18 protein-coding genes are annotated in these 24,197 nt (G+C 69.2%); 1 reads left to right on the plus strand and 17 read right to left on the minus strand.

Going from position 1 to position 24,197, the window contains the following annotated elements:
* Positions 1-6 precede the first annotated feature (6 nt).
* The 7 genes from ACOGXI_RS04235 to ACOGXI_RS04265 form a co-directional block, all read right to left on the minus strand.
* Positions 7-1,548: an acyl-CoA carboxylase subunit beta gene (locus ACOGXI_RS04235; RefSeq protein ID WP_419940155.1), complete on the minus strand. Its 1,542-nt coding sequence runs from the start codon at positions 1,546-1,548 to the stop codon at positions 7-9.
* Between the two features lie 24 nt (positions 1,549-1,572).
* On the minus strand, positions 1,573-3,504 hold the full coding sequence (locus ACOGXI_RS04240) for an ABC transporter substrate-binding protein (RefSeq protein WP_419937637.1): 1,932 nt from the start codon (positions 3,502-3,504) through the stop codon (positions 1,573-1,575).
* Positions 3,488-5,350: a 30S ribosomal protein S1 gene (locus ACOGXI_RS04245; protein WP_419937638.1), complete on the minus strand. Its 1,863-nt coding sequence runs from the start codon at positions 5,348-5,350 to the stop codon at positions 3,488-3,490. Before ACOGXI_RS04245 ends, ACOGXI_RS04240 begins: the two co-directional genes overlap by 17 nt.
* 207 nt (positions 5,351-5,557) lie before the next feature.
* On the minus strand, positions 5,558-7,528 hold the full coding sequence (gene aroA, locus ACOGXI_RS04250; RefSeq protein ID WP_419940156.1) for a 3-phosphoshikimate 1-carboxyvinyltransferase: 1,971 nt from the start codon (positions 7,526-7,528) through the stop codon (positions 5,558-5,560).
* 5 nt (positions 7,529-7,533) lie between these two features.
* Positions 7,534-8,472 carry a ribonuclease Z gene (rnz, locus tag ACOGXI_RS04255; protein ID WP_419940157.1) on the minus strand — a complete coding sequence of 313 codons (939 nt, stop codon included), beginning with the start codon at positions 8,470-8,472 and terminating at the stop codon, positions 7,534-7,536.
* Positions 8,460-8,927, minus strand: coding sequence for a hypothetical protein (locus tag ACOGXI_RS04260; RefSeq protein WP_419937639.1), 468 nt, complete (start codon positions 8,925-8,927; stop codon positions 8,460-8,462). Before ACOGXI_RS04260 ends, rnz begins: the two co-directional genes overlap by 13 nt.
* On the minus strand, positions 8,924-10,063 hold the full coding sequence (locus tag ACOGXI_RS04265; protein WP_419937640.1) for a thiamine pyrophosphate-dependent dehydrogenase E1 component subunit alpha: 1,140 nt from the start codon (positions 10,061-10,063) through the stop codon (positions 8,924-8,926). Before ACOGXI_RS04265 ends, ACOGXI_RS04260 begins: the two co-directional genes overlap by 4 nt.
* A 165-nt stretch (positions 10,064-10,228) precedes the next feature.
* On the opposite strand from ACOGXI_RS04265, the gene ACOGXI_RS04270 reads away from it, so the two are divergent.
* Positions 10,229-11,032, plus strand: coding sequence for a DUF4159 domain-containing protein (locus ACOGXI_RS04270; protein ID WP_419937641.1), 804 nt, complete (start codon positions 10,229-10,231; stop codon positions 11,030-11,032).
* Between the two features lie 184 nt (positions 11,033-11,216).
* Here the strand turns inward: ACOGXI_RS04270 and ACOGXI_RS04275 are convergent, their stop codons facing one another.
* From ACOGXI_RS04275 to ACOGXI_RS04320, 10 genes are all read right to left on the minus strand, one after another.
* Positions 11,217-11,513 (minus strand): cytochrome C oxidase subunit IV family protein, encoded by a 297-nt coding sequence (locus ACOGXI_RS04275; protein WP_419937642.1) that lies wholly within the window; start codon positions 11,511-11,513, stop codon positions 11,217-11,219.
* Between the two features lie 7 nt (positions 11,514-11,520).
* Positions 11,521-12,090, minus strand: a complete 570-nt coding sequence (locus ACOGXI_RS04280; protein WP_419937643.1) for a cytochrome c oxidase subunit 3 — start codon at positions 12,088-12,090, stop codon at positions 11,521-11,523.
* Entirely contained in the window at positions 12,090-13,922 is a 1,833-nt protein-coding gene (gene ctaD, locus ACOGXI_RS04285; protein WP_419937644.1) for a cytochrome c oxidase subunit I, read from the minus strand. The genes ACOGXI_RS04280 and ctaD overlap by 1 nt, the downstream gene beginning before the upstream one ends.
* Positions 13,923-13,932: 10 nt before the next feature.
* Positions 13,933-14,937 carry a cytochrome c oxidase subunit II gene (gene coxB, locus ACOGXI_RS04290; RefSeq protein ID WP_419937645.1) on the minus strand — a complete coding sequence of 335 codons (1,005 nt, stop codon included), beginning with the start codon at positions 14,935-14,937 and terminating at the stop codon, positions 13,933-13,935.
* Between the two features lie 131 nt (positions 14,938-15,068).
* A complete protein-coding gene (gene msrP / locus ACOGXI_RS04295; protein ID WP_419937646.1) occupies positions 15,069-16,097 on the minus strand; it encodes a protein-methionine-sulfoxide reductase catalytic subunit MsrP in 1,029 nt (342 codons plus the stop codon).
* Between the two features lie 153 nt (positions 16,098-16,250).
* Positions 16,251-17,840, minus strand: coding sequence for a bifunctional phosphoribosylaminoimidazolecarboxamide formyltransferase/IMP cyclohydrolase (gene purH, locus ACOGXI_RS04300; RefSeq protein WP_419937647.1), 1,590 nt, complete (start codon positions 17,838-17,840; stop codon positions 16,251-16,253).
* A gap of 6 nt (positions 17,841-17,846) precedes the next feature.
* A complete protein-coding gene (purN, locus tag ACOGXI_RS04305) occupies positions 17,847-18,515 on the minus strand; it encodes a phosphoribosylglycinamide formyltransferase (protein ID WP_419937648.1) in 669 nt (222 codons plus the stop codon).
* On the minus strand, positions 18,508-19,905 hold the full coding sequence (gene selA, locus ACOGXI_RS04310) for an L-seryl-tRNA(Sec) selenium transferase (protein ID WP_419937649.1): 1,398 nt from the start codon (positions 19,903-19,905) through the stop codon (positions 18,508-18,510). Before selA ends, purN begins: the two co-directional genes overlap by 8 nt.
* A complete protein-coding gene (locus ACOGXI_RS04315; protein ID WP_419937650.1) occupies positions 19,902-21,374 on the minus strand; it encodes an Ig-like domain-containing protein in 1,473 nt (490 codons plus the stop codon). Before ACOGXI_RS04315 ends, selA begins: the two co-directional genes overlap by 4 nt.
* A gap of 92 nt (positions 21,375-21,466) precedes the next feature.
* Positions 21,467-24,157: a valine--tRNA ligase gene (locus ACOGXI_RS04320; RefSeq protein ID WP_419937651.1), complete on the minus strand. Its 2,691-nt coding sequence runs from the start codon at positions 24,155-24,157 to the stop codon at positions 21,467-21,469.
* Positions 24,158-24,197: the final 40 nt, after the last annotated feature.

Here is a 24,197-nt window from a genome sequence, read left to right on the forward strand (position 1 = left end):
AGGAAATCACAACGGGATGTTGCCGTGCTTCCTGGGCGGGTTGCGGTCGCGCTTCTCGGCCATGGCTTCGAGCCCCGACACGAGGCGCGCGCGCGTCGCGCGAGGGTCGATCACGTCGTCGATGAACCCGCGTTCCGCGGCCAGGTAGGGGTTGGCGAACTTCGCTCGGTACTCCGCCTCCAGTTCGGCGGTGCGCGCCACGGGGTCCTCGGCCGCGGCGATCTCGCGACGGAACAGGACCTCCACCGCGCCCTTTGCGCCCATTACCGCAATCTCGGCGCTGGGCCAGGCGAGGTTGAGGTCGCCCCGGATGTGCTTGGACGACATCACGTCGTACGCGCCGCCGTATGCCTTCCGCGTGATGACGGTGAGCTTCGGCACGGTCGCCTCGCAGTAGGCGAAGAGGAGTTTGGCGCCGTTTCGGATGATGCCCTCGTGCTCTTCCCTCAGTCCCGGGAGAAAACCGGGCACATCCTCGAAGGTCACCAGCGGGACGTTGAACGCATCGCAGAAGCGGACGAAACGTGCGGCCTTGATGCTCGCATCGCTGTCCAGGACGCCGGCGAGGACCGCCGGCTGGTTGCCGACGATGCCCACGGCATGCCCTCCGAGACGAGCGAAGCCGGTGATGATGTTACCGGCGTAATCGGCGTGGACTTCCATCAGGCTTTCGGTGTCGACGATCCGACGGATGATGTCGAGCATGTCGTACGGAAGCTTCGGATCGTCCGGCACGATCTCGAGAAGCGCCTCGTCGGACCGGTTCGCCGGATCCGTCGTCTCCCGCCACGGAGGCGTCTCCTGGTTGTTCGAGGGCAGGTAGGAAAGGAGGCGGCGAACGGAGCCAAGCGCCTCGACCTCGGTCGCCGAACGGAAGTGCGCCACGCCGGACCGACTCGCGTGCACCGCCGCGCCGCCGAGTTCGTCGAACGTCACGTCCTCGTGCGTCACCGTCTTCACGACGCCGGGGCCCGTGATGAACATGTGGCTCACCCCGTCCACCATGAACACGAAATCGGTGATGGCGGGGCTGTAGACGGCCCCTCCGGAACACGGCCCGAGGATCGCGCTCAACTGCGGGATCACGCCCGAGGCCAGCGTGTTTCGGAGGAAGATGTCGGCGTAGCCGCCGAGCGAGGCGACGCCTTCCTGGATCCGTGCGCCACCGGAATCGTTGATCCCGATGAAGGGGGCGCCGTTCCGCGTCGCGAGGTCCAGCACCTTCACGATCTTGCCGGCGTGCGCTTCCGAGAGCGAGCCGCCGAAAACCGTGAAGTCCTGGCTGAATACATAGACGATGCGGCCGTCGATGCGGCCGTAGCCCGTGATGACGCCGTCGCCGGGGATGCGCCGGTCCCCAAGCCCGAAGTCCGTGCAGCGGTGCTCGACGAAGCGGTCGAACTCCACGAAGCTCCCCTCGTCGAGGAGGATCTCGAGGCGTTCCCGCGCGCCCAGCTTGCCGCGCGCGTGCTGGCGGGCGAGCCGATCCGGGTCGCCGCGGGCGGCGCGCTCGGAACGGGCCTCGAGTTCGGCCAGCTTCTCGCGCATGCTCACGGGATGCTCACAGGGTGCTCACCGGATGCCCATCGTTCGCACACGGGGCCGCGTGTCCGCGCGCAAGGTGTCCACGCGCACCGAGTCGCGCGGCGCGAAAGGAGACGGCGCGGCGCGCACCTCCGCCAGCCAGGTAAGCAGTTCCTCCCTGTCCGCCTCCACGAGCGAACCGTCCACCAGCATGCGGATCTCCGTGGAGCGCCGCACGACGGATCGCCCGGCTTCGGGACGCAGGCGGCCCGTCACGCCCTCGACTTCCGGCCCCGACTCCAGGTACGCCGCGAGCGCGGCCGGGATCGGCAGTTGCGCGCCGTCGAGGGCGGAGAGCACGAGGAGCGTCGCATCGTGTGCCAGCGCCGGCATAATGTTGTCCCGCAATGTCTTTCGGTATCGCCTCTCATAATCCGCGACAAATCGCCGCCACGGCGTGCCCGGGCTGATGCGGTCCGTCGCAAGACCGATCACGCGATGATCCGTCGCGAAGCGCTCGAGACGACGCAGCGCCGCCGGGTCGGCCCAGGCCTCGCTCCCCAGCACGATCACGTTGTACAGTCCGTAATAGAAGAGCTGAGGTGCGACGCCGAGGACACCGGACGCGGACGCCGCCGGCGCGAAGACGATGTCCGGCTCCGAGGCCGCGACGGCTTCGATGGGTCCCTGGAAGGTCGTGAGCCCGGGGTCGTAGCGCTCGTGCCCCACGAGCAGGCCGCCGTTCTCCTGAATGGTGCGCGTGAACGCGTTCACGGCGCCTCCAAGTCCGACCCCGTTCGGCTCCAGAACGGCGACCCTCCGGAGCCGCAGTTCCTCCAGCGTCCAGCGCGCCAGTTCCTCCGCAACGTCCGAGACGCGCGTATCCGCGTCGTAGAGGGTGTAAGTCGCCGACGCGGGCCTCAGCACATCCGTCGCCGTCGGGCTGATGATCGGCAGTCTCGGATTCCGTCGGGCCCGGGAAGCCGCCGCGAAGGACTCGGAGCGAAGAGGACCTACGATCGCGATCACGTCCCGTCCCTCGAGCGCCCGCACGAGGCCCGCCGTGTTCTCCGGGTCCGATGCGTCATCGACGAAGATGAGTTCGACCTCGAAGTCGGCCGGGCCCTCGCCGCGGTATCGCTCGACCGCGAGTTCGATCCCCTCGCGCAGCACCTGTCCCACCTCCGCGAGATCGCCGGTGAGCGGCAGGATCGCGCCGATGCGCGCGCTGCCGCTGCCGAGATCCGTTTCCGCCCCCGCGATCAGCTCCGCCGTGACCCGTTCGGGTTCGGCGGGTTGTCCGTCCAGGATGCGAGCGGCCAGGCGCCTCGCCTCATCTCCCTCCTGCTCGACGATGAGAAGGCGGACGAGTTGCGCGTGAACGATCGCGGCCGCAGCGGTCTCGGGCGGGAAGTTCTCCGCCAACGGGCGCAATTCGCGTACGGTGAGGGCGGCGGCCAATCGGCGCAGATTCTCCGCGCCGACGGTCTCCATCCCCCCGGGCGCGGCGAGGATCGCGGCGACCGCCTCGGGCTCGCGGCCCGTGTCCGAGAGGACCCGGACGAGTCGCTCCAGAGTGGCCGTCCGCACGGGGTCGGCAGGCGCGCGGGCGAGGAGCCTGCCATAACGGTCCGCCGCGGCGCCCGGGAGCCCCTGCGCCTCCAGTGCCCGGCCGGCCACGGAAAGGGCGCGATCCGCGAGGGCCCGGAGGGGTTCCGTGTCGCGCCAGGCGGCGTTCAGCGAATCCCCGCGCGCCGCCGCCGCGGCGAAGCGCCCCTGCTCGAAGTCGGACTCGGCGACCCGGAGCGCGGCCGACGCTCCTTCCGTATCGACGGTGCTGGGCGTGGCCGCCTCGATGGGTGGGTTGCCGGCCATGAGCGCACAACCCGCGACCGCGACCAGCACGGCGCTGCAGCCGAGGGCCAGACGCCTCCGCGCTGCGCTTCGCCGCTCCTGGAAGGGGCTACTCCCCTGCCTCACCACCGGAATCGGACTGCTCCCCCTCGTCCGTGTCGTCCGCCGCGGCGCCGGACTTCGACGCCGCCATGTTCTCGTACTCTACTTCCTCGGCGTCGTACGGGACATCCGGCGCGTCGACGACGGCGAGAACGATGCGGCGGTTGATGGGATCGGTCTCAAGTACGCGCAGTTCGAGCCGATGCCCCTCGTCGAAGTGGTCGGAAGGCTCGTCGATCGTCGCCTCCACGCCGAGTTGCGAAATCGGCACGAACCCTTCGAGGTCGCTCCCGAGGTCCACGACGACGCCCTTCTCGAGCAGCCGCGTGATCGAGCCCGCCACTTCCCGACCCGGCTGGTAGGCCTGCGCGAGCTGATACCACGGATCTTCCTGCACCTGCTTCAAACCGAGGGAGATCCGCTTCTGGTCGGGATCGATCGAGAGCACGACGACATCGACCTCCTCCCCCTTGCGGAGCACCTCGGCCGGATGCTGCACCCGCCGTGTCCAGCTCATGTCGGAGATATGGACGAGACCGTCGATTCCCGCCTCGACCTCCACGAAGGCGCCGAAGGACGTGAGGTTGCGGACCAGCCCGCGGATCTTCGTCCCCGGCGGGTACTGCGCCGGGAGGGCCAGCCACGGGTCCTCCTCCACCTGCTTCATGCCGAGCGAGATCTTCTGCGCCTCCTCATCGACGCGCAGGACGACGCATTCGACCTTGTCGTTGATGCCGACCAGCTGGGAGGGATGGCGGACGTTGCGGGTCCATGACATCTCGGAGATGTGGACGAGACCCTCGATGCCGCGCTCGAGTTCGACGAAGGCGCCGTAGTTCGTGATCGAGACGACCCGGCCCAGCACGCGTGTCCCGACCGGGTATTTCTCGGCCACGTTCTTCCAGGGGTACTCCTGAAGCTGCTTGAGGCCGAGCGAGATTCTCTCGCGGTCCCAGTCGATGTCGAGGATCTTGATCTCGAGCGTCTGGCCGATCTCGCAGACTTCCGAGGGATGGCCGATGCGCCCCCAGGACATGTCGGTGATGTGGAGGAGGCCGTCCATCCCGCCGAGGTCGATGAAGGCGCCGAAGTCGGTGATGTTCTTGACGATTCCCGCGCGCACGTCGCCGACCGACAGCTCCTTCTTGAGTTCTTCGCGCTTCCCCGCCCGTTCCTCCTCGAGCAGAACGCGGCGGCTCACCACGATGTTCCGGCGGCGCTTGTTGAGCTTGAGGATCTTGAAGTCGTACTCGTCGCCGAGAAGATCGTCGACGTTGGGCACGCGGCGGAGTGCGATCTGGGATCCCGGAAGGAACGCGTCGACCCCCATGAGGTCGACGGTGACGCCACCCTTGATCTTCCGCTTGATGCGCCCCTGCACCGGGCGGTTGTTGTCGAAGGCGTCCTTGATCTTCTCCCAGACGCGGAGGAAATCCGCCTTCTTCTTCGACAGGACGACGACGCCTTCCTCATCCTCGAGGCTCTCGAGGAGGACGTCGACGGAATCGCCCATCTGCACTTCGTCCGGATCCGCGAACTCGTCGAGCGGGACGGCCCCTTCGGACTTGAAGCCGACATCGAGGATGATGTCCGTCTCCGTCTTTCCGATGACCTGCGCGGAGACGATCTCGCCTTCCGTGATGCGGCTTAGGGTGTCCTCGTAGAGCGCGTAGAGTTCGGCGTACTCCGCCTGGTCGTGCTGGGAGTCATCCCGAGGGTCCGCGTCGAGATCCAGGTCGATGGCGCTGGGCTCGAAGGCGGCCGGGATCGCGACCGCGACCTCCGCGTCTTCCTGAACGGCGTCGTCGACTTCCGGCGGCGCGTCGGTGGTCTCGGGGGCGTCGGTCTGAGGGTTGGTATCGTCGGGCATAGGGAATCAAGCTCCCGCGCGGGGCCAACGGTGCGTCCCGCCGGGCCTCGTGGCAAAAAAGAATCGACCTCAACCGAGCTTCACCGCCTCCGCCCAGCCGCCGGCCGATCCCTGGTGTCGGGTCTCCACAGGATTCGCGGCGAAGCGCCACTTTTTCCGCCACGATCCTCGAACAGTACGCTAACTTAGATTCAAGCTGCGGAAGCGTCAACGGAACGCGGCGGCCGCAAGATCAAGGATCGCATCCACGACATCGTCCGGGGGCATGGCGGTCGTGTCGATCTCGATCGCGTCGGGGGCTCGCCGCAGCGGGGACAGCGGGCGCGAGCGATCCAGCCGGTCGCGCGCCTCGAGACGCCGGGTCTCGCGCTCGACGTCGCCCTCCGTGAAGGAAACGGCGCGCTGGCGCAGTCGACGACGGGCTCTCTCGCCCGCTTCCGCGACGAGGAAGATCTTCAGATCCGCGTCGGGGAAGACGGCGGTGCCGATGTCGCGTCCGTCGCAGACGACCTCGTGGTGGCGGCCCGCCCGGCGCAGCCGCTCCAGCACGACCTCCCGAACCGCGGGAAGCGTGGAAACGGCGGACACCCGCGCCGTCACCTCGGACGATTCGAGGGCCGTGCCGGGCCGGGCCCCCGCGACGGATACATCGAATCCGTCGCGTCCGGGGACGAGAGCGAGGTCCAGCCCGGGCACTGCGGCCTCGATGGACGGCTCGTCGGCCGCGATGCCCCTGTCGAGGGCCCACCAGGTGATCGCCCGGTAGAGCAGCCCGGAGTTCACGTGCACGAAGCCGAGTCGCCGGGCCACGCTCCGGGCCGTGCTGCTCTTGCCGGAAGCGGCCGGGCCGTCCACCGCGATCACTCGTCCCGCCGACGAAGAACGCCCTCGTCGGGAGCCGCGGCGGAAGGGCTCCAGCGCCTCCCAGAAATCCGGATACGAGACGTCGGCGCACGCGCGGTCGTCGATCCGCAGGTCGGCGTCTCCCGCCGCGTCCAGAACCCCGAACGCCATGGCGATCCGGTGGTCGCCGCGCGTCTCGACGTCGCCGCTCAACCGTCCGGCACGACCCTGGATCGCGAGGCCGTCGGGCGTCTCCTCCACGACGACACCGAGCTTCTCGAGCGTGCGCGCCAGCACGGCAAGGCGATCGCTCTCCTTCACGCGCAGTTCGGCGGCATCGCGAATCTCGGAACGACCCCGCGCCCGGACGGCGAGGATGGCGAGAAGCGGAATCTCGTCGATCACCCGCGGGATCAGATCGCCGCCGATCGAGAACGCCCGCAGGCCATCCGGCGGATGGACCGTCCACGTCTCCCGCGGTTCCCCGCCCGGGGCCGGCGCCGGGTCGCGGTCCACGCCGGCCCCCATCTCCTCGAGCACGGAGAGAAAGCCGGTGCGCCCGGGATTGGCCGCCACGGCCTCCACCCTCACCGTTCGGCCGCCGAGGAGCGACGCCCCGATCAGGAAGGCGGCCGAGGAGGGGTCGCCGGGCACGGTCATGCGGAGCCCATCGAGTGCGCCTTCCCAATCGGCCGGGTCGAAACTCACGTCCCCCGCCCCGGTCCGCCCGGGATCGAAGGTGAGCGGCACCCCCATCTCGGCCAGCATGCGCTCGGTATGGTCCCGTGAGAGGGCGGGCTCGCTGACTTCGACCCGCACGCGGGCCAACACGCCCGCGAGGAGCACCGCCGACTTGACCTGGGCGCTGGCGACCCTGCCGCGGTGGCGCAGGCTCCTCAGTGTCCCCGTGGCTCGCCCGCGGAGCCGCACGGGAAGCCGGTCCGGCTCCCCGTCGTACTCGATGCGCGCCCCCATGGCCTGCAGCGGATAGATGACGCGGCGCATGGGTCGGCTGCGAAGCGACGGGTCTCCATCCAGGACCGCGGGGATGCCGGAACCCGCCAGGATCCCGGCAAGGAGGCGCGCGGTCGTCCCGCTGTTCCCGCAGTCGAGCCGCGGAGCCGAGGCGACGTTCAGCCCCCCGCCCGCGCAGCGGATCGTGAGACCGGACTCGTCCTCCTCACACTCGACCGCGGCGCCGAGTCGCTGCATCGCTTGCACGCTCGCCCGCACATCGACGCCGTCCGACAGGCCGCGCACGACGGACGCCGATGAGGCGAGCGGCGCGAGGAGCGCGGCGCGGTGGGAGATCGACTTGTCCCCCGGTACGCGCACGCGGATCAAGGGTCCGGATCTCCGGCGTCCGCGTCATCAAAGGTGACCTCGGTGGACCAGCCGTCACGCGCGAGTTCCGCGCGGGGGAAGACCGCGCGCGCCTCCTCCAGCAGTTGTGCCGGCCGCTCGGCGTATCGGGCGCTGATGTGCGTCAAAACGAGCCGCCGCACCCCCGCCTCGCGCGCGACCCCGGCCGCGCCGGCGGCGGTGGAGTGGCCGGTCTCCCGCGCCCGACCCCGTTCCTCCTCCGTGAACGTCGCCTCGTGCACGAGAATGTCCGCGTCGCGCGAGATTCGGACCGTCTCCGGACAGGGGCGCGTGTCCCCCGTGTACACGACCTTCCTGCCCGGCCGCGGGGGACCCACGAGATCCGCGGGGTCGACGCGCCGGCCGCCTTCCAGTTCCACGCTCTCCCTGCGATGGAGGCGGCCGAAGAGCGGACCTTCCGGGACGCCCAGTTCGCGTGCGGCCGCCACATCGAACCTCCCGGGACGCGCATCCTCGATGAGGGCGTATCCGAGTGAACGCCGCGTATGCTCGGTCGCGAACGCCTCCACCCGAAAACCGTCCCCTTCGACCGCCTCGCCCGCCCGGAGTTCATGCACCGTCGCGTCGAACGCCAGTCGGTCCCCTCCCAGATCCCGGAGCGCGCGGAGCGTCTCGCCCGTGCCGTGGGGCGCCCAGATCCGGAGCGACCCGTCGCGGCCCTGGAGGCTCATGGTGCGGAGCAGACCCGCCAGCCCGAGGTAGTGGTCGGAGTGGAGGTGCGTGATGAGGATATCGTCGAGGGAAAATCCCACCCCGTACCGCATCATCTGCCGCTGTGTCCCCTCGCCGCAGTCAAGGAGAAACAACCGCCCCTCGCGCTTCAGGGCGAGCGACGAAACGTTCCGCGACACCGTCGGCCGCGAGGAAGCCGTTCCGAGAAACGTCAGTCGGAGGATGGCGCGACTCCTTCGGGTCCCTGGGGGGCGCCGATTCGCGCGATGAGTTCCGCGTCCGACATCTCGGAGAGCGTGGCGCCGTTCAGTTCCACCACGGGGCGTTCGTCGGTGATGCAGCGCAGGCGGAGGCCGACGGTATCCGCCGCGCTCCCCCCCTCCGCCCACACCGGTCCCATGCTCTGGGCGAGCCAGATCGCTCCCGTGCCGTCGCTGACCCGGCGCTCGGTCCCCGTGAGCTCTCGTCCCGCCTCCCACAACGCGCGGAAGGCCTCGTCATCGAGATCCGGGAGAGCCGATCCCGCCGGAAGCGCCGTCCGCCGGTCCGCGCACTCCGGGTCGTCGCACACGAAGTAGCCGAGACCGAGGCCGGACGGCGCCCGGGCGGCGTCGTACAACGTCCAGGACGCGCCATCGATCGAGCCCGACCGCCGCGGGCGGGCGCCGGCGCCCGTCATGCCGACACCTCGCCGTACACGCCGAGCGTCACCGTGTCGCCGCGGGGGGCCGCCTTCTCACGGCTCGCCAGGGCCTCGCCCGCAGCCTGCTCGATCTCCGCCTCCACTTCGCGCTCCACCGCTGCGAGCTTCCGGAGGTTCCGCTCTCGCAGGTCGCCGGCGCCGGCGACTCCGAGCTCGATCCCCGCCAGGTACTCCTCATATAGCCCGATCGGGTCGCGCCGCCCCCAGTACCGGAACAATTCGCGCGAAAAAGTGGCCCGGGCCTCGCGCACATCGTGCGTCGCGTGGCCTCCCATGCGGAAGGTGCGCGCCTCGATGAGTTGCGGGCCCTTCCCCTTCCGGCAGCGTTCGGCGGCCACCCGCGTGGCCGCATAGACCTCGAGCACGTGGTTCCCGTCCACCGATACGGAGGGAATCCCGTACGCCGCGCCCCAGTCCGAGAAGTCGGGCGGCACGTGGTGCTGGTCCAGCCGCGTCCCCAGCGCCACCTGGTTGTTCTGGATGATGAAGACGATCGGCAGCCCGAGCGACGCCGCGAAGGCGAACGCCTCGTGCGCCTCGCCGTGTTTCGTCGCCCCGTCCCCGACCCAGGTCAGCGCCACCCGGGGCTCGCCGCGGATCCGGAAGGCGAGCGCAAACCCGTTCATGACGGTCGACAGCGTGGCGACCATGCTGACCGGCGGACACACGCCGTAGCGCAGATCTCCCAAGTGCAGGTCCCGCCCCCCGGCCGGGGCGTCCGCCGTCCCGAGGTAGGTGCGAAACACCTCCGCCATCGGCATGCCCATCTCGTGGTTCGCGCCCTGGTTGCGGATCATGGGACCCACGATATCCCCATCGGAGCCGCGGCGGTCGAGCGCGTTCACCGCCCCCACGGTCACCGCTTCCTCGCCGGTCCCGAGCCACGCCTTCGAGATCACGCCCTGTTTCACCCACCTCGTGAGGGCGATGTCGCTGAGGCGGAAACGGAGGAGGCCCCGATACAGCGCGAGGTGCGCCTCGGGAGGCAGCGCGGCGATCTCCCGCTCGCGGGCGGCGTCCGCCCGGATGCGCGACCTGTACTCCTCCAGGAGTTCGGGGTCCGGCTGCCAGGAAACGTACTCAGGGGGGTCGTAGGCCGAGTATCGACGCATCGTCCAGGTCCTCGTGGTCCGGCAGGCCGGGAAGTGGCCCGTCGCGCGGCACATCCTAAGCCTTCGCCCCGAGGCGCGCGAACCGATAATCTACGGGGAGACACCGCGCGGCCGAGGCGCCGCGCCCTGCGACCGAGGCGCCACGATGAACCCAGGCAAAGGGCAGTGAAGCCGTGCCCACGCTGCCGGTGCAGCGTACCGGACGCGACGCGGACCTGTCCGCACTGCCGCGCCAAGCAGAGGCGCGGCGACCGCACGCCGCAGATGGTCCTCGGCTTCGTCACGGTGGCCGCCGCCGCGCTGGCCGCGCTCGGATCCTGTCCGAGCCTCGCCGGCCAGCCGCCGGGCGGGTCGCAGCGGGCGGAGCCGCCGACGATCGCACGCCTGCGGTACGACGGCGGGGGCGACTGGTACGCGAACCCCTCGAGCCTCGACAACCTCCTGGAGCAGATCCGGTCCCGGACCGGAATCCCGGTGGCCGACCGGCCCGCGGAGGTGGGCGCGGCGGATCCGGACCTCGCCGACCATCCGTACCTGTACGCGACGGGACACGGGAACATGTCCTTCAGTACACTGGAGATCGAACGCCTGCGCGCCTACCTGTACGGGGGCGGCTTCCTGCACGTGGACGACAACTACGGCCTGGACGAATCCTTCCGCCGGGAGATCGCCCGTCTCTTTCCGGAACTTCCCCTCGCCGAAGTGCCGCTCGCACACAGCGTCTACCGGATCTTCTACGAGATGCCGGACGGCCTGCCCAAGATTCACGAACACGACGGGAACCCCGCACAGGGGTTCGGTATCTTCCTCGATGGCCGCCTCGCGGTCTACTACAGCTTCGAGTCCGACCTCGGGGACGGATGGGAGGACGAAGGCGTGCACGGGGACGCGCCCCAGGTACGGGAGTCCGCGATCAGGATGGGCGTGAACCTCTTCCTCTACGCGCTCTCCGCGACCCCGGCCCGCTGAGGGCCCGACACTAAGCAGTCCGTGGCGAAACCCCGCGTCAGCGCCGAGAGCGGTGAAGCGCTCGCCTGACAAGGAGCGACGAGGGAGAATAGCAGCGCTATTTGACCGAGGAGCGACGCAGAGCGCAGCGTTTCAGGCGAGATGCAGCGTCGCTCGAACGCAGCGGGGTTTTTACCACGGGCTGCTAGGCCCCGAACTTGCCGAAGATCGCCATCAGCCCGACGACGATGGCGGTGGCGATGAAGGTCCCCCAGGCGAAGATGGCGGTGAGGACCGGGCCGTCGGACTTCAGGTGCATGAAGAACATCGCGACGAGCGCGAACTTCGCCGCCATCATCACGAGCAGAATCGGGATGAGCACCGGCGCGAGCGCCTCGATGTAGAACACCATCACCTCGAGCGCCGTCAACGCGGCGAGGATGACCGCGATGGAGACGTAGAGGCGCGTACTCGGGTGCGACTCGGCGGAGTGGCGGCTCACGTGTGCCTCACACCAGCAGGTAGATGAGGGTGAAGAGGATAATCCACACGACGTCCACGAAGTGCCAGTAGAGACCGGCGATCTCCACCGTCTCCGCATGGCGGGCGTCGAGCTTCCCGTTCATCGTCCTCACGAAGAGCGTGCTCAGCCAGATCACGCCTCCGGCGACGTGGGCGCCGTGCGTTCCCGTCAGGACGAAGAAGGTCGACGAGAACAGGTTCCTCGACAGCGGCAGCCCCTCGTGCACGAAGTGGTTGAACTCGTAGTACTGGCCGCCGAGGAAGATCAGGCCGAACAGCGCCGTCAGGGCGAGCCACAGCTTCGTCGCCCGCAGATCGTTCCTCTGCACCGCCGCGAGCGCGAGTACCATCATGAGGCTGCTCATCAGGAGCACGAAGGTCGTGACGGTGATGAACGGGATGTTCAGGAGGTCGTGCGGATAGGGCGGCACGAGGTTCCGGCCGCGATAGATCATGTACGTGGCGATCAGGGTGCCGAAGAGCATGCACTCCGATCCGATGAAGGTCCACATCGCGAGCTTGCGGTTCGGGATTCCGGTCGAGGTCGGCCCCTCCATCAGTGCGCCTCCTCCCCGAACGGGGGCTCGAAGGCCCACGCGAAGAGACCCACCGCCGTCACGAGCAGGCCGAAGAGCGTCAGCCCGAGCGACCCGAGCGCGCCGATCGTCATGAGGAGCATCCCCACGGCGAGCACGAGCGGCCAGTACGACGGGTTCGGCATGACCACCGGCGCCGGCGGCTCGTCAGGCTGCCGGCGCGGCACCGCGCCCCCGGGTTCATCCCCCTCCCCGCGCGCTTCCGGTGCGACGTACGGATGCCAGAGCGGATCCCGGCGGTCGACGGTCGGGATCTCCGCGAAGTTGTAGTGCGGCGGCGGCGAGGCCGTCGTCCATTCGAGCGTCGACGCGTCCCACGGGTTGTGTCCGGCCGCCTCTCCGCGCCGCCACGTGCGCCACAGGTTCCAGACGAGCGGCACGAAGGAGAGCGTGAAGATGAAGGCCCCGATGGTCGAGATCAGGTTGAACACATCCAGACCCAGTCCCTCCGCGTACGTGTAGGTCCGCCTCGGCATCCCCAGGAGTCCCGCGAAGTGCATCGGGAAGAAGGTCACGTTGAGGGCGAGGAAGGCGAGCCAGAAATGGGCCTTCCCGAGACCCTCGTGCAGCATCCGTCCGGTCGCCTTCGGGAACCAGTGGTAGAAGCCGCAGAAGAGGCCGAAGACCGTCCCGCCGATGAGCACGTAGTGGAAGTGCGCGACCACGAAGTACGTGTCCGTCTGCTGCAGGTCCGCCGGCGGCGAACTGTGCATGACGCCGCTCAGGCCGCCGATCGTGAACGTCGCCACGAGGCCGACCGCAAAGAGCATCGCCGTTCGGAAGCGTAACCGTCCCCCCCACATCGTCGCGATCCAGTTGAAGATCTTGATCCCGGTCGGAATCGCGATGAGCATCGTCGCCCCGCCGAAGACCGCGTTCACCACGGGCCCGAGTCCGACCGAGAACATGTGGTGGACCCACACGCCGAAGCCGAGGAAGGCGATGAGGACGCCCGAGAAGACGACGACCGGATACCCGAACAGGATCTTCCGCGAGAACGTCGGGATCACGTCGGAGACGATGCCGAAGGCCGGCAGGATGAGGATGTAGACCTCCGGATGGCCGAAGACCCAGAACAGGTGCTGCCAGAGGACGGGGTCCGCGCCCGCCGCCGCGTCGAAGAAGTGCGTGCCGAAACGGCGGTCGAAGAGCATGAAGATCAGCCCGACCGTGAAGGGCGGGAAGGCAAGCAGGATGAGCGCGGAGACGATGAGCGCCATCCAGGTGAAGAGCGGCATCCTCATGAACGTCATCCCCGGTGCCCGCATGTTGAGGATCGTGACGAGGAAGTTCAGTCCGCCCGCGATCGACCCCACGCCGGAAATCAGAAGCGCGAGCACGTAGAAATCGATGCCGAGGCCCGGGGAGTACTCGGGGTTCGTCAGCGGCATGTACGCGAACCAGCCCCCGTCGGGCATCATCCGGAGGGGGACGCTCGCGTACAGGAAGAGGCCGCCGAAGAGGAAGACCCAGAAGGAGAACGCGTTCAGGCGGGGGAAGGCGACGTCGCGCGCCCCGATCTGCAGGGGCACGACGAAGTTGAAGAAGGCGACGACGAGCGGCATGCCGGCGAAGAACACCATCGTCGTGCCGTGCATCGTGAACAACTGGTTGTAGAGGTCCGGATCGAGGAAGCTGCGCTCGGGGGCGGCGAGCTGGAGCCGGATGAGCTGTCCCTCGACGCCCGCGATGAGCAGAAAGGCGAACCCGACCACGAAGTAGAGGATCGCGATCCGCTTGTGGTCGACCGTCGTCAGCCAGCTCCAGATCCCCGTGGGATGTGCGTCCGTCATCGCCATGCCTCTACCGGAGCGAGCCGAGGTAGGCGACGAGCTGCCGGATCTGCGCGTCGCTCAGTTGGACCTCGGGCATCAGGTTGCCGGGCTTCACGTGCTGGGTGGAATCCAGCCAGCGCGTCAGGTTCGCGGGGGTGTTCTCCAGCACGCCCGAGGCGATCGTGAGCCGGCTCGCGAAGTGCGTGAGGTCCGGGCCGAACTGTCCCGCGGCAGGCGTCCCTCTCACCGCGTGGCAGCTCACGCACGCGTTCGCCATGAACACGCCCTGCCCGGCCCGCGCCTCCGCGGCGGCGGGCGCCGCGGCGGGCTCCGCGTTCGCTCGGGCCCAGCGCTCGAAGTCCGCCGGCTCGTCCACGATCAGGCGCATCCCCATGAGCGCGTGCGCCGTGCCGCAGAACTCCGCGCATTGCCCGTGGTACACGCCGACGGAATCCGCCCGGAACCAGAGCTGGTTCTCGGTCCCCGGCACGAGGTCCCGCTTTCCGGCCAGGCGCGGCACCCAGAAGGAGTGCATGACGTCCGCGGAACGGAGCCTCAGGTCGACGGTGCGGCCCAGCGGGACGTGAGCCTCGTTCGCCGTCACGATACCGAGTTCCGGATAGCGGAATTCCCACCACCACTGCTTGCCGATGACCTCGACGACGAGCGCCTCCGGGTCCGGCGTCGACCGGTCGATGATGAAGATGGCGCGGATGCTCGGAATCGCGATCGCCACGAGGATGAGCGCCGGGGCCAGCGTCCAGCCCACTTCGAGGAGAAGGTGCCCGTGGACCTGCTTCGGCCGCGCGTCGCCCGGCCGCTCCCGAAAACGCACGAACACGTAGACGAGGATGCCCTCCACCACGACGAACACGCCGACCGCCCACCAGAAGATCTGATCGAAGAGCTGGTCGAGGAGCGTGGCGGAGTCTGAACTGGGGTGCAGTGCGGATTGCGGGTATTCGCCGCCGCAACCCTGGCTGAACAAGACCCCAAGGAAAAGCACGAGCGCTGCGATCGCGCGTCGTCTCAAGGGCGTATCTATATGTGTTTCGGGAAATATTTCGATTCAGAGCGGACTCTGCCTCCGCAGAGCCCGCGGGACTCTAGCCGGGGACGGCGGGCGGGTCAAGGAGCCCCGCCCACCGGACCCTCAGCGGACCCTCAGCGGGCGTGCGGCACGTCTCCTGCCGGCGTCACGCGACCGCCGTAGAGTTCCCCCACCCACTCGCCGTATCCGTTGAACGGGAGCGTTGGAACCCGCTGCCCCGTACCGACGATTTCTTCCTGCGCCTGGGACCAGCGGGGGTGCGGTACGCCGGGGTCGACGTTGGAATAGAAGCCGTACTCGGCGGGCGTCGAGGTATTCCAGAACGTAGCCGGCTGCTGGTCGGTGACCTCGATGCGGACGATGCTCTTGGGGCTCTTGTAACCGTACTTCCACGGAAGGTGGATCCGGACCGGCGCGCCGTTCTGCTTCTGGAGCGGATGGCCGTACATGCCCGTCACGACGAAGGCCAGTTCATTCATCGCCTCGTCCATGCGGAGCCCCTCGTGGTACGGCCACGGCCACCAGGTCATCGACTTCATGCCGTACGCCTGTTCGGGACGGTTGAACGTGACGAAGGCAACATAGCGCGCGTCGTTCCGCGGCTGCACCCGCTCCAGGAGCCTTGCCAGCGGGAACCCGATCCACGGGACGACCACGGACCACCGTTCCACGCAGCGGTGCCGGTAGATGCGCTCCTCGAGCGGGAACGCGCGTTCGAGTTCCACGAGGTCGTAGACGCCGGGGTTCTCTACGAGACCCGTCACTTCCAGTTCCCACGGGCGGGCCTCGAACGGGCCGACGTTGCGCCACACGCCATCCTTGTCCGTGCCGAACTCGTAGAAGTTGTTGTACGTGGCCACGATCTCCTCCGGCGAAATCTCCTTGTGGCGATCGCCGGGCGTGAAGCGCGGATCGTTCACGGCCACGGGATAGAGGTCCGCGGTGGGAGTGTCCGGGATGTTGTCGAGCGGGCCGCGCTGCTGGGTCGCCGCGCCGCCGGGCCGGCAGGCGAGCGAGGCGGCGGCGAGGACCGCTCCCCCGCCCATGCGGGCCACGAACTGCCGCCGATCGAGGTACACCGACTCCGGCGTGGCTTCGCTCTCCCTGAGCCTCCAGCCGGGCGGAATATGAATGTTCGCCATGGGGATTCTCCCTTGCCGTTCGGCCCCCGGCCCTCGCCGGGCGCCGGCCGCTTCACCTGCGGCGTTCCCTGCTCAAGTATAACCGCTCCCGCGCCGCGTGTTTCGCAACCCCTCGCCTTGCAGGACGTGGCAAGGGCGGCGCGGACGCGGGGTTCAGTGCCGGAAGAGCCGCCGTCCGGTGAAAACCATCGCCATGCCGTGCTCGTCGGCGGCCTCGATGACCTCCGCATCGCGCTTCGAACCGCCCGGCTGCGCGATCGCCGTCACGCCGGCGGCCGCCGCCGCATCGATGCCGTCGCGGAAGGGGAAGAAGGCGTCGGAGCCGAGGACGGCGCCCGCCACGTCGAACCCCTGCGCCCGGGCCTTGCGGATCGAGATCTCGACCGAATCGACGCGGCTCATCTGTCCAGCGCCGATTCCGATCGACGCCCCATCCCGCGCGAGCAGGATCGCATTCGACTTCACGCTCTGCACCGCGGACCACGCGAACGCGAGATCGTCCCACTCCGCGTCGCTCGGGGCCCGCGCCGTCGGCACGTGCGCCTCCCGATTCACCTCACGCGCCGGCCGGGGGGCCGCCTGCAGCAGAACCCCGCCGCGCACGCCGCGCACTTCCACCCCTTCCTCCAGGTGGCCGTTCGCGTCCGGCGCCGCACCCGCCTCGGGCTGCAGGATCCGGATGTTCTTCTTCTCCCGCAGGAGGCGGAGCGCACCCTCCGAATATCCCGGCGCGACGACGCACTCCACGAAGTTGCGCGAGAGGGCTTCCGCGACGGCCTCCGTGAGCGGGTCCGTGAAGGCGATGACCGAGCCGAACGCCGAGACGGGATCGCACGCGAGCGCCTTCTCGTAGGCCTCCAGCGGCGATGCGCCGACGGCGAGGCCGCAGGGCGTCGAGTGCTTGAGGATCGCACAGGCGGCCTGCGCCCCGGACACGAAGGGCGCGATCGCCGTGAGAGCCCCGTCGACGTCGAGAATATTGTTGAACGAGAGTTCCCGGCCGTGCAATTGCGCGAGCGCGGGAATCCCCCGCGGCGGACTGGACCCGTCGCGGAAGAAGGCGGCCTTCTGGTCCGGGTTCTCCCCGTAGCGGAGCGACTGCACGCGCAGGAGCGAGGCGACGGTTTCCCCCGCGGGGAGGTCGGGAGAATCCCCCGCTCCGTCCGGCCGGGTCAGGTAGCGAGTAATCGCCGCGTCGTAGGCCGCGGTGTGTCCGAACACCTTGGCTGCGAGCTCCCGCCGCAGCTTCGGCCTCTCCGGCACGTCCCCCGCGTCGAGGGCATCGAGCACCCGCCCGTAATCGGCCGGATCGCATACCGACCAGACCGAGGGATGGTTCTTCGCCGACGCCCGGAGCATCGTCGGTCCGCCGATGTCGATCTGCTCCAGCGCTTCTCCGAGCGTGACGTCCCCGCCGGCGACCGTCTCGCGGAAGGGGTACAGGTTCACGGCCACGAGATCGATGGGAGCCATCCCGTGCGCGGCGAGTTGATCCAGGTCGTCGGCCACCTCGCGCCGAGCCAGGATCCCCCCGTGCACCCTCGGATGCAGTGTCTTCACGCGGCCGCCCAGCATTTCGGGGTGGCCGGTCAGGTCGGACACGCCGCGGACCTCCAGCCCCGCCGCGCGCAGCACCCGCATCGTCCCTCCCGTGGACGCGATCTCCCAGCCCCGGGCGATCAATCCCGCGCAGAACTCCTCGATTCCCGTCTTGTCCGAAACGCTCACAAGCGCAATCGGCATCCCCACTCATCCTTCCCGGTTGGTGAACGTTTCGGTCTCGAACCACTCGCGAACCCAATGGACCCGACGGTCCGCTTCCAGGCGGACCACCCCGGAAGCCAGCGCTTCGACCGCCGCCGGCAGGAGTCGGTGCTCCACCGTCAGCACACGGGCCGCGACGGACTCGGGAGTATCGCCCGCGAGCACGGGTACGGGCCACTGGCACAGGATCGGACCCCGGTCGTACGCCTCGTCGACGAAATGGACGGTCGCTCCGGTGATCCGGACGCCGGCCTCGATGACCGCCCGGTGCACGCGGGCTCCGTACATTCCCCGGCCTCCGAACGAGGGCAGCAGCGCGGGATGGATGTTCAGGATCCGTCCCCACCAGGCCCGCACGAGGGTTTCGGGCACCAGCTTCATGTAGCCGGCCAGGACCACGATGTCGCTTCGCCACTCGTCCAGCGTGCGACGGAGGAACACCGCCATCTCGTCACCCGTCGCCGCCGCGGGCGAGACCGCCGATGCCACCCCGGCCCGGTGGGCCCGCTCGAGGACGCCCGCCCCCTCGCGGCTGGCGATCACGCCGACGATCTCGCGCTGCGGGTTTTCCGCGCCCTGGAAGCGGTCGACGAGCGCCTGGAAGTTGGAACCGCCCCCCGACGCGAGGACCGCGATCCGCACGGCGTCAGACATCACGGCGACCGGCATCGGCGAGTCGATCGAGCGCCGAGGCGAGGGCGTCCGCCGCCCGGGCGGTTTCCTCGCCGGGGAGCGTCCGCACATCGACGATGAACGCCGCACGCTCGATACGGCCGATGAGCGGGACGGGGCCGCCGCGGCACTCCGCCGCGAGTCGCTCGACATCGATCCCCGTCACGGCCCAGCCGGCCGAGGGAATCGCGAACCCCGGAAAAGCGCCCCCTCCGACCATTGCCTCGGTTCGGATCACGTCCACGCGCGCCCCGCTTCGCGGCGGAGGTTCGGGACGCGCGGCGGCCGCGCGGGCTTCGACGGCCTCCGCCGGCTCGCGCAGCATCCGCAATGCCGGCACGCGCCGGACGGCGAGATCCGAATCGCGGTACAGCATCAGCGTGGCTTCGAGGGCGGCGAGCGTCGTCTTGTCCACCCGAAACGCCCGCAGCAGGGGATTCCGGCGCAAACGCGCGATCAACGCCGCATCGCCGGCGATGATCCCGGCCTGCGGCCCCCCGAGGAGCTTGTCGCCGCTCCACGTCGCAAGGTCGACGCCCGCGGCCAGCGATCCCCGCGCGGTGGGTCCCTCCGGGAATCCGGGCAGGAGATCGGCATCGAGCAACCCGGAGCCGAGATCGTGAGCGACCGGGATCCCGCGCTCTCGCGCGAGCGATGCCAATGCGGCGAGAGGGGGGCGCGCCGAGAAGCCCTCGACCCGGTAGTTGGAGGGGTGGACCCGCAGAATGAGCCCGGTCGACTCGTCGATGGCCGCCGCGTAATCGGAGACTCTCGTCCGGTTCGTCGTGCCGACCTCTCTCAGGCGGCCGCCGCTCCGCCCCACCACATCGGGGATCCTGAACGTGCCGCCGATCTCGACCAGTTCCCCGCGGGACACGAGCACTTCGCGGCCCCGCGCCAGTTCGTTCACGACCAGCGCCACGGCCGCGGCGTTGTTGTTCGCGATGATCGCCGCCCCCGCACCCGTCAGTTCACAGACGACCTCGCTGCAGTGGTCGTACCGCGAGCCGCGCCGGCCCGTCGCGAGAGAGAGTTCCACGTTCCCGTAGCCGGCGGCCTCGGCCTGCGCGCGACCAGCCACGTCGGCAAGCGGCGCCCGGCCGAGGTTGGTGTGGAGCACGACGCCCGTTCCGTTGAGCACGCGGCGTAGCGAGGGCCGGGATCGCGCCTCCAGATCGCGTTCCGCGGCCCGCAGGAGATCGTCCGGACCCCGCCGCTCGGAGTCGGGGTCCGCGTCCGCGCGGGCGCGGTCCAGCGCCCGGCGGAGCGAGTCCTTCACCGTCTCGCGGCCGTAGCGGTCGATCCAGGGGGCGACCTCGGGGGCCCCGAGGAGCGCATCCATGGAAGGGAGCCGGCGGCGCGGGTCCGTCATTCGCGCCGCCTCTTCGCCCTGAGACCGGGCGAACGGGCCCTTCCCGCGCCACGGGGGGCGCGTCTTCGAACCGTGTCCGGCGGTACTCCGAGAGTGTCCGGCGGCGCCCCGACGGTGTCCGGGGGCGCCCCGACGGTGTCCGGGGGCGCTCCGGCCGTGTCCGGGGGCGCCCCTGCCGTGTCCGGCGGGATTCCGGGTACGTCGAGACTGTCGGGCGCCGGAGGCACCGTATCCTGCTCCACCGCCACGGAATCGCCCTCGACGGCGGCCGAGTCCTCCACCGCGACCGAGTCGGCGACCGTCGCCGAGTCATCGGACGGCGGCTCCGGCTCAGCCACGAAGGACGTATCACCGCCTCCCGTGAGACGACGCACGTTCACCGCGCCCGTGACCGAAACCCGGTAGGTCCCGGAATCGATCACCGTCGCGAGCCGCACGGTGATGAACCTCGACGGAAGAATGGGATCCTCCTCCGTGACGGAGTCGGACGCCGCGCTGCCGGCGGAATCCGGGCTCGGCGCTTCCACCGCCGCGGAGTCGGCGACCGCCGTCGAGTCACCTGCGGCCGCCGAATCCGCCGCCGCGATGGAGTCCGCGAGCGTCGCCGAGTCGAGGGGAAACGTCACCTCGTCGGCCGAACCGATGAGGCTGGCCACGATCTCCAGCGTTTGGTTCGTCGCGGAGTCGCGAATCGTGATGGCGGGTTCCTCCGGTTGAGGGTTGAGGAGATAGTCATCGAACTCGAGCTGCACGGTCTCGCTTCCCACGACGAGCCCGCGAGCGAGCACGGGAGGCGTCGTGTCCGGCGCCACGAGGACGAGCCTCAACTCCGTCGGCGTGTCGGGCGAAGCCGCCACGGATGCGCTGTCATACGATTCGAGTTCGCGATCGGGAATCATGTTGCGATTGCGGTCGACGAACCCGAAGGCTTCGTACTCGCCCGGCGGCAGGCCGCGCGCCACGAACCTTCCGATGCTGTCGGAGATCGCGCCGTACGGGACGGAGTCCGGGCCCGCCCAGAAGATGACCCGCGCCTCTTCGAGCGGCTGCCCCGTCAGTATGTCGATCACTTCCCCTTCGACCGACGCGTCCAGGATCTCCGCTCCCGTGGAAAAGCAGAATTCGACCGGGACTTCCATCCCGTTGCGCAAGAGGTCGTTGATCCCATCGGTCGGAATCGTGAAACAGTACACGACGCTGTCCCGCCACCCGTCCTCCGGCCGGAGACGCAGGTCCGCGAACCCCACCTCGGACTCGTACGTCTCCATCGGGCTGACGAACATCTCCCTCGCAATCCCGTTCGGTATCCGCACGGGTTCGCTGAAGCGGATTTCGAGCGCGCCGTCGAAGTCGACGACCATCGAATCCGGCGCGGGACGGATGCGGACGATGGATGGAGGGATCTCGTCGGGTCGCGCCCCGGGCGGAGGCATCTCCCTCGCGCAGCCCAGCATGATGAGGAGAGCCATGGACCCCGCGAGGAGCTTCCCGTCGGCGAAGAGGGCGGCAAATCGTTCGCGGGCTCCCGGCCCCTGCCCGGAGGTTCCGGGCCCCGTGCGTGTCAGACCCCCGCCCGCAGCGATCGGAGTTTCTCCTCAAGCCGAGTGCGCTGTTCTCCCAGCGACGTCACTTTCGTCCGCTCCCGTGCGATGACCTCCTCGGGCGCGTTACCGAGGAACCCCGCGTTCTCGAGCTTTCCCCGGCTCCGCGCGAGCAGGTCGGCCGTACGCTCCAACTCGGCGCGGATGCGGCCGCATTCGGTCTCCAGGTCGATGACCCCTTCCAACGGGAGGAAGAGTTCTCCGCCCGAGCGGAGCACGGCGTGCGCCCCGGCTCCGTCCGCGGACGCCGCGCTCGCGCCCTCCGCGACGCGCTCGATCCCGGACAGTCCCGCCAGGCGCGCGATGCTGTCCTCCTCCTCGGCCAGAGCCGAGCGCAGCGCCGACGAAGCGTCCGTCACCCGGACCCGAACCCGCGTTCCCGGCGCCACGCCGTATTCCGCGCGCAGCGTCCGCACCGCCCCCACAAACTCCTGAAGCGCCTCGATCCCCGCATCTGCAGCGGGATCGATCCAGTCGTCGGGGCAGTCCGGCCACGGTCCCGTAACGAGCGAACCCGCGCCGTCCGCGTCCGGCAACTTCGCGGCGATCGCCTCCGTGACGAAGGGCATGATCGGATGGAGGAGCGAGAGCCAGCCCCGCATCACGAGCGTCAGTGTGTGCCCCACCTCCCGCGCCGACTCGCCGCCGCCGCTCAACCGGTGCTTCGCCAACTCCAGGTACCAGTCGCAGAAATCTCCCCATACGAACGAGTGGCCGGCCTCCGCCGCCTCGTGGAGGCGATAGCCCTCGTAGGCCGCATCCATCTCGTGCGTTACCCGCGCGAGGCGGCTCCGGATCCACCGGTCCGCAAGCGCCGTCGGCTCCGGCGCCTCCCCGGCGCCGTCCCGGCGCGCGTGCGGCAGCGCGAAACGCGCCGCGTTCCACATCTTGTTCGCGAAGTTGCGCCCCGGGCGGAACGCAGCTTCCAGATTCTCGTAGTCCAACTGGATATCGGTTCCGAGCGGCGACCCTCGAACGAGCGTGAAGCGCATGGCGTCAGCACCATACAGTTCAACAACTTCGAGAGGATCGATCCCGTTCCCGAGAGATTTGGACATGCGCCGGCCGAGGTGATCCCGGACCGTCCCGTTCAGCAGCACATCGGTGAACGGCAACGCTCCCATGAACTCGAAACCCGCCATAATCATGCGGGCCACCCAGAAGAAGAGGATCTCGGGCGCCGTCACGAGCGTCGCCGTGGGATAGAATGACCGGAGGTCCCCGGTCTTTTGCGGCCAGCCCAGCGTGGAGAAGGGCCACAGCCACGAACTGAACCAGGTATCCAGCACGTCCTCGTCCTGGCGCAGTCCGCCTCCGCAGGCGGGGCAGTCGTCCGGGTCCTCGGTGGAGACGACGACCTCGCCGCAATCGGAGGCGTCGCAGTACCAGACGGGGATCCGGTGTCCCCACCACAACTGCCGGCTGATGCACCAGTCGCGGATGTTCTCCATCCAGTTGCGGTACACGCGGCCGAACCGTTCCGGATGGAAGCGCAGTTCCCCGCTCTCGCAGGCCGCCAGCCCCGGTTCCGCGAGAGGTTTCATGCGGACGAACCACTGGAGGCTCAGGCGCGGCTCGACGACCGTGTCGCAGCGATAGCACCGCCCGACGGCGTGGGCATGGTCCTCCACGCCCACGAGCCAGCCGCCCGCCTCGAGGTCCGCCACGACGCGACGGCGCGCCTCGAAGCGGTCAAGGCCGCGGTAGGCCTCCGGGACGGCGTCGTTCATCGCCCCCCCGTCCGTCATCACATCGAGCGCTTCGAGCCCGTGGCGCTGCCCGATCTCGAAATCGTTCGGATCGTGCGCCGGCGTGACCTTCACCACGCCCGACCCGAATTCCGGGTCCACGTGTTCGTCCGCCACGATCGGGAGACGCCGTCCCACCAGCGGCAACTCGGCTTCCCGGCCGACAAGGTCCCTGTACCGCTCGTCGTCCGGCGAGACCGCGAGCCCCGTGTCGCCCAGCATCGTCTCCGGCCGCGTCGTCGCGACCTCCACGTGGCCGCCGGCCGCCAGAGGGTACTTCAACCGGTAGAGCTTGCCGTCGAGATCGCGGTGCTCCGCTTCCTCATTCGAGAGCGCGGTGCGGCAGCGGGGACACCAGTTGATGATGTAGCGGCCGCGGTAGATGAGGTCCTTCTCGTAGAGACGGACGAAGACCTCGCGTACCGCGTTGGAGAGGCCCTCGTCCAGCGTGAACCGCGTCCGCTGCCAGTCGCAGGAACACCCGATGGTGCGCAACTGGTCGATGATCCGCCCTCCGTACTCGTCGACCCACTCCCACACCCGCTCGACGAAAGCCTGGCGACCGAGGTCGAAACGAGTGAGCCCATCCGCGCGCAACTGCCGCTCGACGACGTTCTGCGTCGCGATCCCGGCGTGATCCGTGCCCGGCACCCACAGGGCGTCGTATCCCTGCATCCGCCGCCGACGGATGAGGACGTCCTGCAGGGTGTTGTTGAGCCCGTGACCCATGTGCAGCGCGGCGGTGACGTTGGGCGGGGGGATCACGATCACGTAGGGCCGCTCGACCTCCGCGGCGGGAACGTGAAACAGGCCCGCGTCGACCCAGCGCTCGTACAGCGGCTGTTCGAGCCCCGCGGGATCGTAGCGGGAGGAAAGCTCGGTGGATGGCTGAGAGTCACCCAAGGGGCGGCTCCTGACTGACGGTTTGCGGTGTCGAGAGAAC

Source organism: Candidatus Palauibacter sp., assembly GCF_965208055.1.
GTDB lineage: Bacteria > Gemmatimonadota > Gemmatimonadetes > Palauibacterales > Palauibacteraceae > Palauibacter.